The organism is Novosphingobium percolationis (assembly GCF_020179425.1).
In the GTDB taxonomy this organism is placed as follows: Bacteria; Pseudomonadota; Alphaproteobacteria; order Sphingomonadales; family Sphingomonadaceae; genus Novosphingobium; species Novosphingobium percolationis.
This window is the reverse complement of sequence record NZ_JAILYM010000007.1, coordinates 189,418-202,717: the sequence shown is the minus strand read 5'-3', so window position 1 is coordinate 202,717 and position 13,300 is coordinate 189,418. Positions and strand designations below refer to the sequence as shown.

17 protein-coding genes are annotated in these 13,300 nt (G+C 67.5%); 11 read left to right on the top strand and 6 right to left on the bottom strand.

Annotation, left to right across the window (positions count from 1 at the left end; all coding sequences use genetic code 11):
* Position 1: 1 nt before the first annotated feature.
* Complete coding sequence (locus K3A84_RS17575; RefSeq protein WP_225010780.1) at positions 2-997, top strand: hypothetical protein; 996 nt, start codon at positions 2-4, stop codon at positions 995-997.
* Here the strand turns inward: K3A84_RS17575 and K3A84_RS17570 are convergent.
* Positions 987-2,240, bottom strand: a complete 1,254-nt coding sequence (locus K3A84_RS17570) for a NupC/NupG family nucleoside CNT transporter (RefSeq protein ID WP_225010779.1) — start codon at positions 2,238-2,240, stop codon at positions 987-989. The genes K3A84_RS17575 and K3A84_RS17570 overlap by 11 nt on opposite strands.
* 89 nt (positions 2,241-2,329) lie before the next feature.
* Here K3A84_RS17570 and K3A84_RS17565 point away from each other — a divergent pair, with 89 nt between their 5' ends.
* From K3A84_RS17565 to K3A84_RS17520, 10 genes are all read left to right on the top strand, one after another.
* Positions 2,330-3,010 (top strand): queuosine precursor transporter, encoded by a 681-nt coding sequence (locus K3A84_RS17565; RefSeq protein ID WP_225010778.1) that lies wholly within the window; start codon positions 2,330-2,332, stop codon positions 3,008-3,010.
* Positions 3,011-3,061: 51 nt separating this feature from the next.
* Complete coding sequence (gene argB, locus K3A84_RS17560) at positions 3,062-3,982, top strand: acetylglutamate kinase (RefSeq protein WP_225010777.1); 921 nt, start codon at positions 3,062-3,064, stop codon at positions 3,980-3,982.
* A gap of 50 nt (positions 3,983-4,032) precedes the next feature.
* Positions 4,033-4,599 (top strand): hypothetical protein, encoded by a 567-nt coding sequence (locus K3A84_RS17555; RefSeq protein WP_225010776.1) that lies wholly within the window; start codon positions 4,033-4,035, stop codon positions 4,597-4,599.
* A 103-nt stretch (positions 4,600-4,702) separates the two neighbouring features.
* A complete protein-coding gene (locus K3A84_RS17550) occupies positions 4,703-4,996 on the top strand; it encodes a YggT family protein (protein ID WP_169494547.1) in 294 nt (97 codons plus the stop codon).
* A gap of 16 nt (positions 4,997-5,012) precedes the next feature.
* On the top strand, positions 5,013-5,906 hold the full coding sequence (gene folD / locus K3A84_RS17545) for a bifunctional methylenetetrahydrofolate dehydrogenase/methenyltetrahydrofolate cyclohydrolase FolD (protein WP_225010775.1): 894 nt from the start codon (positions 5,013-5,015) through the stop codon (positions 5,904-5,906).
* 108 nt (positions 5,907-6,014) lie between these two features.
* Positions 6,015-6,782 carry a hypothetical protein gene (locus tag K3A84_RS17540; protein WP_225010774.1) on the top strand — a complete coding sequence of 256 codons (768 nt, stop codon included), beginning with the start codon at positions 6,015-6,017 and terminating at the stop codon, positions 6,780-6,782.
* Positions 6,783-6,785: 3 nt separating this feature from the next.
* The gene (locus K3A84_RS17535) at positions 6,786-7,406 is read left to right on the top strand and encodes a MarC family protein (protein ID WP_225010773.1); all 621 of its coding nucleotides are present in this window, start codon (positions 6,786-6,788) and stop codon (positions 7,404-7,406) included.
* A 97-nt stretch (positions 7,407-7,503) separates the two neighbouring features.
* The gene (locus K3A84_RS17530; protein WP_404823179.1) at positions 7,504-8,490 is read left to right on the top strand and encodes a right-handed parallel beta-helix repeat-containing protein; all 987 of its coding nucleotides are present in this window, start codon (positions 7,504-7,506) and stop codon (positions 8,488-8,490) included.
* Between the two features lie 40 nt (positions 8,491-8,530).
* Positions 8,531-8,866 carry a hypothetical protein gene (locus tag K3A84_RS17525; protein ID WP_225010771.1) on the top strand — a complete coding sequence of 112 codons (336 nt, stop codon included), beginning with the start codon at positions 8,531-8,533 and terminating at the stop codon, positions 8,864-8,866.
* Between the two features lie 55 nt (positions 8,867-8,921).
* Positions 8,922-9,221, top strand: coding sequence for a hypothetical protein (locus K3A84_RS17520; RefSeq protein WP_225010770.1), 300 nt, complete (start codon positions 8,922-8,924; stop codon positions 9,219-9,221).
* Between the two features lie 35 nt (positions 9,222-9,256).
* Here K3A84_RS17520 and ribA read toward each other — a convergent pair whose 3' ends face one another.
* From ribA to ppk2, 5 genes are all read right to left on the bottom strand, one after another.
* On the bottom strand, positions 9,257-10,324 hold the full coding sequence (gene ribA, locus K3A84_RS17515) for a GTP cyclohydrolase II (protein ID WP_225010769.1): 1,068 nt from the start codon (positions 10,322-10,324) through the stop codon (positions 9,257-9,259).
* The gene (locus K3A84_RS17510; RefSeq protein WP_225010768.1) at positions 10,321-11,112 is read right to left on the bottom strand and encodes an exodeoxyribonuclease III; all 792 of its coding nucleotides are present in this window, start codon (positions 11,110-11,112) and stop codon (positions 10,321-10,323) included. The genes ribA and K3A84_RS17510 overlap by 4 nt, the downstream gene beginning before the upstream one ends.
* 338 nt (positions 11,113-11,450) lie before the next feature.
* A complete protein-coding gene (locus K3A84_RS17505) occupies positions 11,451-12,107 on the bottom strand; it encodes a LolA family protein (protein WP_225010767.1) in 657 nt (218 codons plus the stop codon).
* Between the two features lie 110 nt (positions 12,108-12,217).
* A complete protein-coding gene (gene rpmG, locus K3A84_RS17500) occupies positions 12,218-12,385 on the bottom strand; it encodes a 50S ribosomal protein L33 (protein WP_011446825.1) in 168 nt (55 codons plus the stop codon).
* A gap of 83 nt (positions 12,386-12,468) precedes the next feature.
* On the bottom strand, positions 12,469-13,248 hold the full coding sequence (gene ppk2 / locus K3A84_RS17495) for a polyphosphate kinase 2 (protein WP_225010766.1): 780 nt from the start codon (positions 13,246-13,248) through the stop codon (positions 12,469-12,471).
* Positions 13,249-13,300: the final 52 nt, after the last annotated feature.

Sequence of the window (13,300 nt, the reverse complement as noted above, 5' to 3'; positions counted from 1 at the left end):
GATGGGGCGGGGGGCGTTGCGTTTGCTGGTGCTGGCGCTGTTCGCCCTGCTCGCCGTCCCGGCGCAGGCCGCCCCTGCTCAAGCCGGTGCGCCGAAAGCGGATGGCGTGCTGGTCGATCAGGAACTCTACCGCGCCGTCACCGAGCGGGTGCGCGCAGGCGAAGGGTTCTACCCCGCCACGATCACGGAACAGCGCGCGCGCGACTACCCGGTGCGCCCCGCGCTGGCCGTGCGCCCGCCGACGCTGGCCTATGGCCTCGCGCTACTGCCAACGACCAAGGCGCGCACCGCCGCGCTGTGGGGGCTGCTGTTCGTCGCGCTGATCGCGCTGCGCCGCACGCTGTCGGACCGGACCTCGCCAGAAGCGCTGGCCGCGATCGCCCTGGTGCTGGCGGGCCTGTTCGGCGCGTTCTTCCCCGGTGCGGCCTATCTGCACGAACAATGGAGCGTGCTGCTCGTCCTGCTCGCGCTCTGCGCGCATCGGCAGCCGGCGCTGATGGTCCTGCTCGCCTTCGCCGCCGTGCTGGTGCGCGAAACAGCGCTGGCGTGGCTGGCGGCGATGGTTCTCGTCGCCTTGTGGAAGCGCGATTGGAAGCTGGCGGCCATGAGCTGCGCGGCCATCGCAGGGGCGGGTGCGCTGTGGATGGTCCACGCCCACTTCGCCGCCGCGCAGGTCACCGCCGCCGATGTCGCCTCGCCCGGCTGGGTGCGCTTCCAGGGTCTGACGCTGGTCATCGACGCGCTGCGCCGCAACCTCGCGCTCTATCCGCTGCCCGGCTGGCTGCTGCTGGCAACCGTCGCGGCCTCGCTCGCTGCGATGCTGCGCTGGGGGCGCGAGCGCGAGCGCATCGCCGCGATCGGCAGCGCCGGCTTCCTCGCCGCGCTGACCGTGCTGGGGCGCGAGGACAACGGCTACTGGGGCTTCATGGTCGCGCCGTTCGTGCTGATGGGCCTGCCGCTGCTGGCGCGGCAGGGCTACACCGCGCTCAGGCGCTGAGGAACAGCCCGGCCAGCGCGGCGCTCATCAGGTTCGACAGAGCGCCCGCGACGAGCGCGCGCAGGCCGAGCTTTGCGATCACCGGGCGCTGGTTGGGGGCAAGGCCTCCCGTCACCGCCATCTGGATCGCGATCGAGCTGAAGTTGGCAAAGCCGCACAGCGCGAAGGTCACGATCGCGACGGTGTGCGGCGAAAGCCCTTGCGCATTGCCGAGGTCGATGAAGGCGACGAATTCGTTCAGCACCAGCTTGGCCCCGAACAGCCCGCCCGCCTGCATCGCCTCGGCCCAGTCGGGCGCGCCCAGCAGCAGGAACACCGGCGCGAAGACATAGCCGAGCACCTGCTGGAACGAGAGGTCGGGATGGCCGAACCAGCCGCCGATCCAGCCGAACATGCCGTTGGCGAGCGCGACCAGCGCGACGAAGGCCAGCACCATCGCGCCCACCGCGACGGCCAGCTTCACGCCGGTCTGCGCGCCCTGGCTGGCGGCCATGATGATGTTCGCGGGTCGCTCTTCCTCAGGGTCCATCGCATCGGGCAAGGGGTGCGGATCGGGCAGCACGCCGTCGATTCCGGCGGGCGCGGGTGGTTCGTCGGGCATCATGATCTTGGCCATCAGCACCCCGCCCGGCGCGGACATGAACGCGGCGGCGACGAGGTAGTCGATGCGGATGCCCATCGCGGCATAAGCGGCCAGGATCGTGCCCGCGACGCCCGCCATGCCCACGCTCATCACGCAGAACAGCTGCGACGGGGCGAGGCCGGCAAGATAGGGCCGGATCACCAGCGGCGCCTCGCTCTGCCCGACAAAGATGTTCGATGCCGCGCACAGTGCCTCGACCTTGCTGATCCCGGTCAGCTTCTCCAGCCCGCCGCCGATCCAGCGGATCACCAGCTGCATCACCCCCACGTAGTAGAGGATCGAGATCAGCGCGGCGAAGAACACGATCGTCGGCAGCGCCGAGATCGCGAAGCTGTGCCCGCCGATCTCGGGCGCGGCGAGCGGGCCGAACAGGAACTGCACCCCGGCGCGCGCAAAGCCCAGCAGGCTCTCCACCCCATGCGCCGCGCCCTGCAGGGCGGCGTTGCCCGGCGGGAAATAGAGCACCAGCGCCGCAAGCCCCGCCTGCAGCGCGAAGGCTGGGCCGACCACCCGCAACCGGATCGCGCGGCGGTTGGAGGACAGGGCAACGGCGAAAAGCAGGATGAGGGCCATCCCGGCAAGGCTGAGGATCACGCGCATCGGCGGGTCGGCGGCTCCGTGCAGGGAACTGGTTTCAGCCGGTCCTAAACGGGATTTGGCGAGGGGTCAAAATCCGCTATCGCGCGGTGATGCCAGGCCCTTCCGAAACCCTCACCATGCCCCGCTCGCTGTTCGCCTTCGCGCTGCTCTATGGCGGCTTGGTGGTGCTGGCAGGCGTGCTGGGCACGAAGATCGCTTCGCTCGGGCACTGGCCGCTGCTGGGCGATCTCGCGGTCGAATCGGGCATTTTCGCCTTCCTTCTGCTGGTTGTGCTGGCGAGCGCCGTGGCCGAACTGTTCGGACAGGACACGGCCAATCGCCTCGTGCGGCTGGGCTTCGTGCCGCTGATCGTCTCGATGGCGCTGCTCACGTTCGTCATCCACGCCGTCCCGCCCGCGCCCTTCTGGAGCGATCAGGACGCCTTTGCCCGCCTGCTGGGACAAGGGGCGCGGATGCAGTTCGCAGGCCTCGTCTCCTACGGTGTGTCGCAGACGCTCAACGTTGCGGTGTTCTCGCGCCTTGCCAGTGGGCGCGGCAACCTGCTGCTCGTGCGGGCGTGGGTTGCTGGCGTGTTGAGCCAGGTGGTCGACACGCTGATCTTCATCACCCTGTCGTTCTGGGGCGTGGCCGATGCGAGTGGCCATCCGCTGCCCCTGGCGCAGATGCTGGAGGGCCAGATCATCGCCAAGCTGGTGCTCTCGACGATCATGGTCCCGCCGCTGATCTGGGCCTTCGTGTGCCTTGGCCGCTGGCTCGACGGCACGGGCTGAATCACGATTCCGCTTTAAATTCGCTGCCGGGTGCGTAAGGGCGCGAGGACTATGGCCACGAACATCGACCAGACCGACGCCTATCGCCAGTCCATGCTGGACAAGGCCGAAACGCTCATCGAGGCGCTGCCCTACCTGCAGCGCTATGCGGGGCGCACCTTCGTGGTGAAGTACGGCGGCCACGCCATGGGCGATCCCGATCTGGCCGAGGACTTTGCGCAGGACATCGTGCTGTTGAAGGCCTGCGGCATCAACCCGGTGGTGGTCCATGGCGGCGGCCCGCAGATCGGACGGATGCTCAAGGCGCTCGGCATCGAATCGCGCTTCGTCGATGGCCTGCGCGTGACCGACAAGCAGACCGCCGAAGTCGCCGAAATGGTGCTGGCGGGCGCGATCAACAAGGAACTGGTGGGCTGGATCGCCCGCGCCGGGGGCAAGGCCATCGGCATTTCGGGCAAGGACGGTGGCATGGTGCTGGCCCGCAAGGTCCAGTCCAAGGCGCCCAAGGCGATCGAAGACCATGGCGAGCCGCTGGTCGTCGACCTCGGCTTCGTGGGCGAGCCGGAGCGGATCGACACCACCGTCATCGACACCGTCTGCGCGGCGGGCATGATCCCGGTGATCGCGCCGATCGGCGTGGGTGCGGATGGCGAGACCTACAACATCAACGCCGATACCATGGCGGGCGCCATCGCCGCAGCGCTGGGGGCATCGCGCCTGTTCCTGCTGACCGACGTTCCGGGCGTGCTCGACAAGGACAAGAACCTCCTCACCGACCTTACGCCCGCCGACATCACGGCGCTGGCCGAAGAAGGCACGATCAGCGGGGGCATGATTCCCAAGCTCGAAACCTGCGTCCACGCGGTGGAGGCCGGGTGTGAGGCGGCGGTCGTGCTCGATGGTCGCGTGCCCCATGCCATGCTGCTGGAAATCTTCACCTCGCGCGGGGCGGGCACGCTGATCCGCGCGTGATCCCGGCGGCGCCCGCGGGAACCAAAGCGGGCGGCAGGCGTCGCTGCCCCATGATCCGCTTTGCCCTTGCCGCCGCGCTCACTTCGGCCGTCGCCATCAACCTGAGCGGTTGCGACCGGCCCGCGCCGGTGCCGAGCGACAGCGCCAGCCCTTCGGACGCGGCGCTGGAAAGCATGGCCGCCAGCGTCGGCTCCAGCGTCGGTGCTGTCGTGGATGGGCCTTCGCCGGCCCCGACGCCCACCGCCGACATCCGCACTCCCGGCGTGCCTTCGGTGTCGCGCGATGCGGGCGAAGTTCTTGCCGCGTGGCGCAAGGCGGTGGAAGCCCGCGACTGGGCCACGGCGCGTGCCTATTGGGGCGATCACGGCGCACGCAGCGGCTTGTCGGAGAAGGCCTTCGCGGCGAAATGGTCGACCTTGCTCGACCCCAAGGTGACCATCGACAGGGGTGAACAGGAAGGCGCGGCGGGTTCGCTCTACTACACCGCGCCGGTGCGGATCATCGACGGCTCGCGCATCCTCCGGGGCGAGATCGTCCTGCGCCGGGTCAATGACGTGGACGGCGCGACCGACGAGCAAGTGCGCTGGCATATCGACAGCACCACGCTCGAGCCCTGATCCCGCCCGCACTCATCCGTATTTTCCAGTCGCGCAGGTGTTTCCACCGCACGCCAAAATGCTCTAAGGGGCCTCGCATCCATCCCGCGTGCGAGGACGTTCCATGCTGCTCTACACTCTCGTCCAGATGATCGATTATCTGGTCAACATCGTCAGCATGGTGGTGATCGTGCAGTTCGTGCTCGGCCTGCTGATCGCCTTCAACGTCGTCAACATGCAGAACAATGCCGTCGCCGCGATCTGGAAGGCGCTGAACGCCATTCTCGAACCGCTGTTGGCCCCTATCCGCCGCATGATGCCCGATACCGGGCAGATCGACTTTTCGCCGATGGTGCTGATCGTCCTGCTCAATCTGCTGTCGATCCTGCTCCGTGGCATTGCCGCGTCCGGCTACTGATACAGGAACCTCGCCCATGACCGCTGCCGTTATCGACGGAAAGGCCTTTGCCGCCACCTTGCGCGCGCGCGTCGGCGATCTTGCTCGCGCCTTCGAGGAGAAGGCCGGCCGCAAGGCAGGTCTCGCCGTGGTGCTGGTGGGCGAAGACCCGGCGAGCCAGGTCTATGTCCGTTCCAAGGGCAAGAGCACGCTGGAAGCCGGCATGGCGAGCTTCGAGCACAAGCTGCCCGCCGACACCGCCGAGGCCGATCTGCTCGCGCTGGTCGAACGGCTCAATGCCGATCCGGCGGTCGATGGCATCCTTGTCCAGTTGCCGCTCCCGGCGCACATGGACGAACAGAAGATCATCGCCACCATCGCGCCCGACAAGGACGTAGACGGCTTCCACGTGATCAACGCCGGGCGCCTCGCCGTGGGCCAGCCGGGTTATGTGCCGTGCACGCCGCTCGGCTGCCTGATGCTGCTGAAGGACAAGCTGGGTGACCTGTCGGGCCTCGATGCCGTGGTCATCGGTCGTTCGAACATCGTGGGCAAGCCGATGGCGCAGCTGCTGCTGGCCGAAAGCTGCACCGTTACCATCGCGCACAGCCGCACGAAGAACCTGCCCGATGTGGTGCGCCGCGCCGATATCGTCGTGGCCGCCGTGGGCCGCCCGCAGATGGTCAAGGGCGACTGGATCAAGCCCGGTGCGACCGTGATCGACGTGGGCATCAACCGCATCCCCGCTGCCGAGGAAGGCAAGACGCGCCTCGTCGGCGACGTCGACTATGCCGAAGCCGCGCAGGTGGCGGGCGCGATCACCCCGGTACCGGGCGGCGTCGGCCCGATGACCATCGCGGTCCTGCTGCGCAATGCGCTGGTCGCCGCCTACCGCCACGAAGGACTGGAGCTGGCGCCCGACGCCATCTGAGTGGCGGAAAGGCCCACCCCTCGCGCATATGTGGGGTGGGCAGCGGCGCTGCACGACGCACTGCCCGCAGGGGTGGGCACCGCACGCCCTTTCGGCTACCCTGGGCCCATGAAGCGTCTGATCCCGCTCGCCTTCCTCGCCCTTGCAGCGACAGTCCCCGCCCATGCCGAGCGGGCCCCGCGCGGCGGCATGATGCGCCCACTCGCCAATCCCAGCGCCCTGATCGCGGCGGAAATGGCCTTTGCCCGCGCGGCGCAGGACAAGGGCCAGTGGACCGCCTTTGCCGAAACCGCCGCGCCCGAAGCGCAGATGTTCGTGCCACGGCGCGTGTCTGCGCCCGAATGGCTCAAGAACCGCGCCAATCCGCCCGCCGCCGTGAAGTGGCAGGCCCACGCCGTGTGGATGGCCTGCGATGGCAGCGTCGGCGTCACGCGTGGCGCATGGGCTGGCGAAGGCAGTGCGACCGGCTGGTTCACCACCGTCTGGCAGCGCCAGAAGAAGGGCGATTACAAGTGGCTGCTCGATCAGGGCGGGCCTTCCCCTACCCCGATCGCAGCCCCCGATTTCCTTGAAGGCAAGATCGCCGATTGCCCCGTCCGGCCCGATCCGAAGGGCGATGAAGCGCCGCCCCCTGCGCCTGAGCGTCGCCCCGCCAAGGGCGTACCCGAACCCCTGCCGCCGCTCGCCGGGCCGATCCCTTCGCTTGATGCGCCCGCAGGCGCGGACGCCAAGGACGGGCGCTCGCGCGATGGCACGCTGGCCTGGCGTTCGGTCGTGCTGCCCGATGGCGCGCGCGATTTCATCGCGTGGATGTGGAAGGACGGGGCCATGGCCGAAGTCGTTAGCACCCACGCCGACGCGCCAAAGGCGGGCTGAACCATGCTCCAGCTGTTCATCTCCGCCTTCGTCACCCTGTTCGTGGTGATCGACCCGCCGGGCTGCGCGCCGATCTATGCGGGCCTCACCTCGAACGCCTCGGCCAAGCAGGCGTTCTCGATGGCCTTGCGCGCCTGCCTGATCGCCACCGGCATCCTGCTGGTCTTTGCCCTGTTCGGCGAGGACCTGCTGGGGGCGTTGCACATCGAACTCGACAGTTTCCGCATCGCGGGGGGCATCATGCTGTTCCTGATCGCGCTCGACATGGTGTTTGAAAAGCGCACCGAACGCCGCGAGGAACGCGCCGAGAAGGTCCGCACCGCGCAGCCCCATGTCGAGGACGTTTCGGTGTTCCCCATGGCCATGCCGATGCTGGCGGGGCCCGGCTCGATCGCTTCGGTGATGCTGCTGACGGCGCGGGCCAAGGGAATCGAGGAAACCGGCGTGATCCTCGCCGCGCTGGCGGTGGTCATGCTGCTCAGCTTCCTCGCGCTGGTAGCGGCGCGCCCCATCATCCGCGTGCTCGGCTCGCAGGTGGAGGCCGTGGTCACACGCCTGCTGGGCGTACTGCTGGCGGCACTGGCGGCGCAGTTCGTGATCGACGGGATTCAGGCCCAGTTCTGACGCCTGTCCCGTTACGGTGCGGCACTGCGCCGGGAACCGGGATGACGGGTCGACCATTTGGCGATACCCCGATGCCATGCGTCGGACTTTCGCCATGATGAACCCGTTCGAATCCCGGATGAGCCGCCACAGCGCCGCGCGCGTGCAGCTGATGCTCCTTGGTCTGGCCATGCTGCTGGCGATCCCCGCGGGTGCGGTTTTCGCCCAGAGCCAGCTTGCGCCCTACACCGTGGTGGAAAGCGGCCAGCGCTTCGGCTCCCTGCAACAGGCGGTCAACGCCATCGGCGAAGGATCGGGCACCATCTCGATCGCGCCGGGCGTGTGGCGCGATTGCGCGGTGCAGACGCAGGGTGATGTCGCCTATCTGGCCGAAGTTCCGGGCAAGACCGCGTTCGACGGGCAGACTTGCGAAGGCAAGGCGGCGCTGGTGATGCGTGGACGGTCGATGCGGGTGGAAGGGCTGACCTTCCAGAACCTGCGCCTCGCCGAAGGCAATGGCGCGGGCATCCGGCTCGAACATGGCGACCTCACCGTCCGGCAGACCTGGTTCAAGGACAGCGAGGAAGGCATCCTTTCGGCCGAAGACCCCACCGGGACGGTGCTGATCGAACGCTCCACCTTCTCGCGCCTCGGCCGCTGCGATCGCGGGCTTTCGTGCGCGCATTCGCTCTATTTCGCCAATTACGGCAACGTGATCATCCGCCGCAGCCGTTTCGAGGAAGGGCGCGGGGGGCATTACGTGAAGAGCCATTCGACGCGGATCGAGGTGGTCGATTCGAGCTTCGATGACAGCCGGGGCAAGACGACCAACTACATGATCGACCTGTCGGTGGGCTCGACCGGGCTGATCGCCGGCAACTGGTTCGTGCAAGGCAAGGACAAGGAAAACTACAGCGCCTTCATCGCCAATGGCGCCGAAGGGCACAAGAACTCCGCCAACGGCTTGACGATCAAGGACAATGTCGCGCGCCTCGCCCCCGGCGTCGATCGCAACACGGTGTTCTTCGCCGACTGGACCGGCGATGCGGTGAAGCTGGGCGCAAACACGATCGGCGCGGGGCTCAAGCCGTTCGAGAAGCGCTGAAAGGCTTGGATTTTCGGCGTTTGGTCCTTAGATCGGGGGCATGACGCTGCGCCGTCCCTTCCGTGTGTGGACCTTGTTGCTGGTCCTCCTCATCGCTTTCCAGGCGCTCGCGCCGGTGGGCGAAGGGTTGCGGCTGCGTTCGGGATCGGCGTTCAGTGCCGATACCGTGGAAGTCGCCATCGCGCCGGTCCGGCGAATGGCCGACGCCTCGCTTCCGGCGCTTCCCGCCCCTCCTGTTCCGGTTCCGGCGGTGGTGCCGCCCCTGGTCATGGCACTGGTCGCGGTGTGGTTGCCGAAACCGCGCCAGACGGCCCCCCCACGCCTGAATCCGGCGCTTTCCCAAAGGCTTAGACCGCGAGCGCCGCCGCTGACCTGAACGACACCTAACCGCACCCAAGGTGCACCTAGACGTCTTTCAGGACTACAGAGCCATGAACGAACTGAACCCGAGCGCCACGGCGCTCGCCCGCCGCGCGCACGTCGAGGCGCTGCTGGCCGCCTACCCCGATGTCACGCCGTCCGAGCATGAATTGCTGGTCAACTGGTTCCGCAAGGAAGCCAGTTCGCTGGACGTTGGCATGGTCGCAAGCAATCCCGACATCGCGCGGGGCTATCGCCTGTTTCGCCAGCAACATGTCGACCGCTTCACGCTGGCCGATCTGGGGAAGGGTCTAGCTTTCGCCTGTGCGATGGTGCTGATCTGCGGGCTGATGCTTTTCCGCGCCTTCTGAACCGTGGATGGGAGAGGTGCTTGCCGCCTCTCCCTCTACTTCAGGATGTGGCCCGTCCGGTCGCGCTTGGTGGCGAGGTAGCGTTCGTTGTGCGGATTGGCGGGCAGCTGGTGCGCGACGCGTTCGATCACGTCTACGCCAACCGCCTGCAGCGCGGCGACCTTGGCCGGGTTGTTGGTCATCAGCCGCACCTTTTCGATGCCCAGCAGGTCGAGCATCCGTGCCGCCACGGGAAAATCGCGCGCTTCGCTGGGCAGGCCGAGCCGTTCGTTGGCGTCGACCGTGTCGAAGCCCTGGTCCTGCAATTCGTAGGCGCGCAGCTTGTTGATCAGGCCGATCCCGCGCCCTTCCTGCCGCAGGTAGAGCAGCACGCCCCAGCCGCCCGAATCGCGCGCTTCGGCCGCCATCGCCCGCAGCGCCGCGTCGAGCTGCGGGCCGCAATCGCACTTGAGACTGCCAAGGATGTCGCCGGTCAGACATTCGCTGTGCAGGCGCACCAGCGGGGGGCGGTCGCCGCTCTGTTCGCCGATCACCAGCGCGACGTGTTCCCGCAAGTCGTCGCGGGCGCGGAAGGCGACGATCTGGGCGTGCTCGCAGGCATCGACCGGCAGGCGGGCGCGGGCCTGGATGGTGAGGTTGAGCGGGTCCTTGAAGGCGGCAAGATCGGCCACCGTCACGTCGACTGCCACCTGCGCGCCGCTGGCGACGAGGAAGGCGGGCAGGATGCCTGCCAGCCGTGCCAGTTCCATCGCGGCGACGGCGGCGTCGTGCGCAGCGATCGGCTCGGCGCGGAACGGCCCGCGCAGCGGATGGGCAAGGTCGAGCGCCGGATCGGCCAGTTCGCGCGCGGCGTGGAGGCTGAACGGTTCGGCGCCGTGGATCATCACCGGCGCTTCGGGCACGGCGGCTTCGCGCTGGTTGGCGAGCTTGAGCGTGGCGGCGCGGGCGGCGGAAATCAGCAGGCGCGCGGCATAGAGGCCGGGCTGGGCAAAGCCGGTTTCGGCCGCCAGCAGATCGAGCGCGCCCGATTCGCCGGTCACGCGAATCGCCCAGCCATGGCGCAGCGCATCGAGCGCGCGGGCGACGGCCCGAGCCTCGCTCAAAGTGCCAGCTCCGTGATCAGTGGAATGTGGTCCGAAGGCTGTTCCCAGCGGCGGGTCTCTTCCACGAAGCGGTGCGCAACCGACTGCGCGGCGACTTGCGGTGAGGCCCACATGTGGTCGAGCCGGCGTCCCTGATCCTTCTGCCGCCAGTAGGAGCGATAGGACCACCACGAATAGTTGCGCTCAGGCGCGGGGATGTGCTTGCGGCCAAGGTCGACCCAGCCGTGCGCATCGGCAAAGCGTTGCAGGGTCTCGATCTCGATGGGGGTGTGGCTGACCACCTTGAGCAGCGCCTTGTGATCGTAGACGTCGCACTCCAGGGGCGCGATGTTGAAATCGCCGACGATCAGCGTCGGGCGGTCGAGCGTGTCTGCCCAGCGGGTCATGCGCTCGAGGAAGTCGAGCTTCTGCCCGAACTTGGGGTTCACCGTGCGATCGGCAATGTCGCCGCCCGCCGGGATATAGACGTTTTCGAGGATCAGGCCCTGGCCCGGCCCCAGCAGTTCGACGCCGACGTGACGCGCTTCGCCGTTGTCCTGCCAATCGTGGCGGTCGATTTCACGCAAGGGGATGCGGCTGACCGTGGCGACGCCGTGGTAGCCTTTCTGCCCGTGCACCGCGCGGTGGGTGTAGCCGAGCTTGTCGAACACATCGTGCGGGAACAGCGATTCGGCCGTCTTGATCTCCTGCAGGCACAGCACGTCGGGCGCTTCGGACAAGAGAAAGCGTTCCACTTGTTCGGCGCGCAGGCGGACGGAATTGATGTTCCAGGTGGCGATCGAGACCATGGCCCGGGCTTTAGGGGCGATGGCGGGGGGCGGCAAGGGAATCGGTTGGTGTTGCGCTTTGGCGGGGCACTGGGGCGGGGTGGGGCTGCCAGCGCCGTGACCGCAAAGGAAAACCCTCGTCCCGGGGGCATTGGGACGAGGGTTCCTTGTGCGTTCGTCACGCGATGACAAGCGGCGAATTGGAGGCCGGGCAACAGGGGGGAAACCCGCCTCGACCGTCTTGTCGAGAACCCTTCTAGGAGGCTCCGGCTTGCTGGCCGATGAATGCAACCGTCAGGATTATCGCAATTTGTCGCGAGAAGCGGGCAGGCCCGTGACGAAGCGCGCCATTCGGCCGATCAGTGGCGGACCTGCGGGCGCGGGTCGTTCCAACGGAAGGTGTTGTCGCTGACGGCCATCCCGTACTGGTGATTCGCCAGACGCACGGTGGTCCGCTTGGCCTGCGAATCAAGCGAGACCCACGAATCGAGTTGCCACCCGCCCGGCGCATCGGCGCGACGCGTCATGACCAGCGTGATCGTGCCGTATTCGGGGTGGCGCGGATCCTTGACGGTCAGGCTCAGCACGTCGGGATGCGCCGTGGGGTTGAGCGTGGCAAAGCGCGCCACGTCCTTGTTCGGATCGAGCAGCGCGCCCAGCGGGCTGTTGCGGATCGGCCAGCGCTGCACCTGCCGCACTTCATAGTCGATCATCGTCAGCGCGCTGCCGTCGGACACGATCAGGAAGGGCACGCCCTTCTGGTACTGGAAGCGGATGCGGCCCGGACGCTTGAGCGTCATGACGCCCGAAATGCCCTGTCCGTTGCGGTCGGTCTGGACGAAATCGGCGCGCATCGTGGTGATCGCGCGCAGCGCGGCGACCGCCTGGTCCACCTGCGACGAGCGCGCGGCCTGCGCGGCGACGGGCGCGGAGAACGCAGAAAGGCCCGTCACGCCAAGCGCGAGGGCCGAACCGGCTAGAGCCAGCGTGCGAAGGGAGTTCGAGATCGTGTTCATCGCCGTTCCTTGCAGTGTCGGCGTTGAACTCACCGTGAACCTGACAGGTTCCGGGAAAGGTGCGGGGCCCCGTACGCAGTGGTGTGCGCAAAGGCTGGCCCCGGCGCGCCTTACTTGATCTTCGCTTCCTTGAACTCGACGTGCTTGCGCACGACGGGGTCGTACTTGCGGAAGGTCATCTTCTCGGTGGTGTTGCGCGGGTTCTTCTTCGTCACGTAGAAGAAGCCGGTGTCTGCGGTCGAGACCAGACGGATCTTGACGGTGGTGGGCTTTGCCATTGCTCTATCCTGAAACGAAAGCGGCGGCGCGTCGCCACGCCGCCATCACAGGGCGCGGGCGTTGGGGGAGAATCGGGGCAAAGTCAAGTGTCGGGATAGGGTCTGAGCGGTTCGACCAGCCCGAAGCGCTCCGCGTGCGGCGGGTGCCCCAGCCGCGGCAGATCCAGCGGGGGCACGGGCACGGCGGTATCAGGCAGGCGATCGAGCAGGTGGCGGATCAGGGTCAGCCGGCCCCGGCGCTGGTCGTTGAAATCCACCAGTGTCCAAGGTGCGTGGGGCGTGTGGGTGACGGCGAGCATGGCTTCGCGCGCAGCGGTGTAGTCGTCGTAGTGCGCCCGCGCTTCCAGATCGACAGGCGAAAGCTTCCAGCGCTTCATCGGGTCGTCGCGGCGTTCGGCGAAGCGCTTCTCCTGTTCTGCCTGATCGCAGCACAGCCAGTACTTGAACAGGTACAGGCCATCATCGGTGAGCAGCTTTTCGAACGCTGGCGTCTGCGTGAGGAAAGCTCGCACCTGTTCGTCGCTGGCATAGCCCATCACAGTTTCGACTCCTGCGCGATTGTACCAGGAACGGTCGAACAGCACGATCTCGCCCGCGGCCGGAAGGTGCGGGACGTAGCGCTGGAAGTACCACTGCGTGCGCTCTCGCTCCGTCGGCTTGGCGAGCGCCACGGTGCGCACCTGCCGGGGATTGAGCTTTTCGGAAATGGCGTGGATCACCCCGGTCTTGCCCGCCGTGTCACGCCCTTCGAGCACGATCGCGACGCGCGCGCCGGTCGCCTGCGCCCAGCGCGCCATGCCGGAAAGTTCCTCGTGCAGCGGTTCGAGGAGGGCGTCGTAGTCCTTGCGCTTCAGTTCGGTCATGGAGATGCTCCGGTGGCGCGCTAAGCGTGGACCAGCTGCGAGCGATGAGCAA

Bases quoted from the DNA above. Each gene is read 5' to 3' on its own strand.
- K3A84_RS17575 (WP_225010780.1), top strand. From the start codon at position 2: ATGGGGCGGGGGGCGTTGCGTTTGCTGGTGCTGGCGCTGTTCGCCCTG.
- K3A84_RS17570 (WP_225010779.1), bottom strand. From the start codon at position 2,240: ATGCGCGTGATCCTCAGCCTTGCCGGGATGGCCCTCATCCTGCTTTTC.
- K3A84_RS17565 (WP_225010778.1), top strand. From the start codon at position 2,330: ATGCCAGGCCCTTCCGAAACCCTCACCATGCCCCGCTCGCTGTTCGCC.
- argB (WP_225010777.1), top strand. From the start codon at position 3,062: ATGGCCACGAACATCGACCAGACCGACGCCTATCGCCAGTCCATGCTG.
- K3A84_RS17555 (WP_225010776.1), top strand. From the start codon at position 4,033: ATGATCCGCTTTGCCCTTGCCGCCGCGCTCACTTCGGCCGTCGCCATC.
- K3A84_RS17550 (WP_169494547.1), top strand. From the start codon at position 4,703: ATGCTGCTCTACACTCTCGTCCAGATGATCGATTATCTGGTCAACATC.
- folD (WP_225010775.1), top strand. From the start codon at position 5,013: ATGACCGCTGCCGTTATCGACGGAAAGGCCTTTGCCGCCACCTTGCGC.
- K3A84_RS17540 (WP_225010774.1), top strand. From the start codon at position 6,015: ATGAAGCGTCTGATCCCGCTCGCCTTCCTCGCCCTTGCAGCGACAGTC.
- K3A84_RS17535 (WP_225010773.1), top strand. From the start codon at position 6,786: ATGCTCCAGCTGTTCATCTCCGCCTTCGTCACCCTGTTCGTGGTGATC.
- K3A84_RS17530 (WP_404823179.1), top strand. From the start codon at position 7,504: ATGAACCCGTTCGAATCCCGGATGAGCCGCCACAGCGCCGCGCGCGTG.
- K3A84_RS17525 (WP_225010771.1), top strand. From the start codon at position 8,531: ATGACGCTGCGCCGTCCCTTCCGTGTGTGGACCTTGTTGCTGGTCCTC.
- K3A84_RS17520 (WP_225010770.1), top strand. From the start codon at position 8,922: ATGAACGAACTGAACCCGAGCGCCACGGCGCTCGCCCGCCGCGCGCAC.
- K3A84_RS17510 (WP_225010768.1), bottom strand. From the start codon at position 11,112: ATGGTCTCGATCGCCACCTGGAACATCAATTCCGTCCGCCTGCGCGCC.
- K3A84_RS17505 (WP_225010767.1), bottom strand. From the start codon at position 12,107: ATGAACACGATCTCGAACTCCCTTCGCACGCTGGCTCTAGCCGGTTCG.
- rpmG (WP_011446825.1), bottom strand. From the start codon at position 12,385: ATGGCAAAGCCCACCACCGTCAAGATCCGTCTGGTCTCGACCGCAGAC.
- ppk2 (WP_225010766.1), bottom strand. From the start codon at position 13,248: ATGACCGAACTGAAGCGCAAGGACTACGACGCCCTCCTCGAACCGCTG.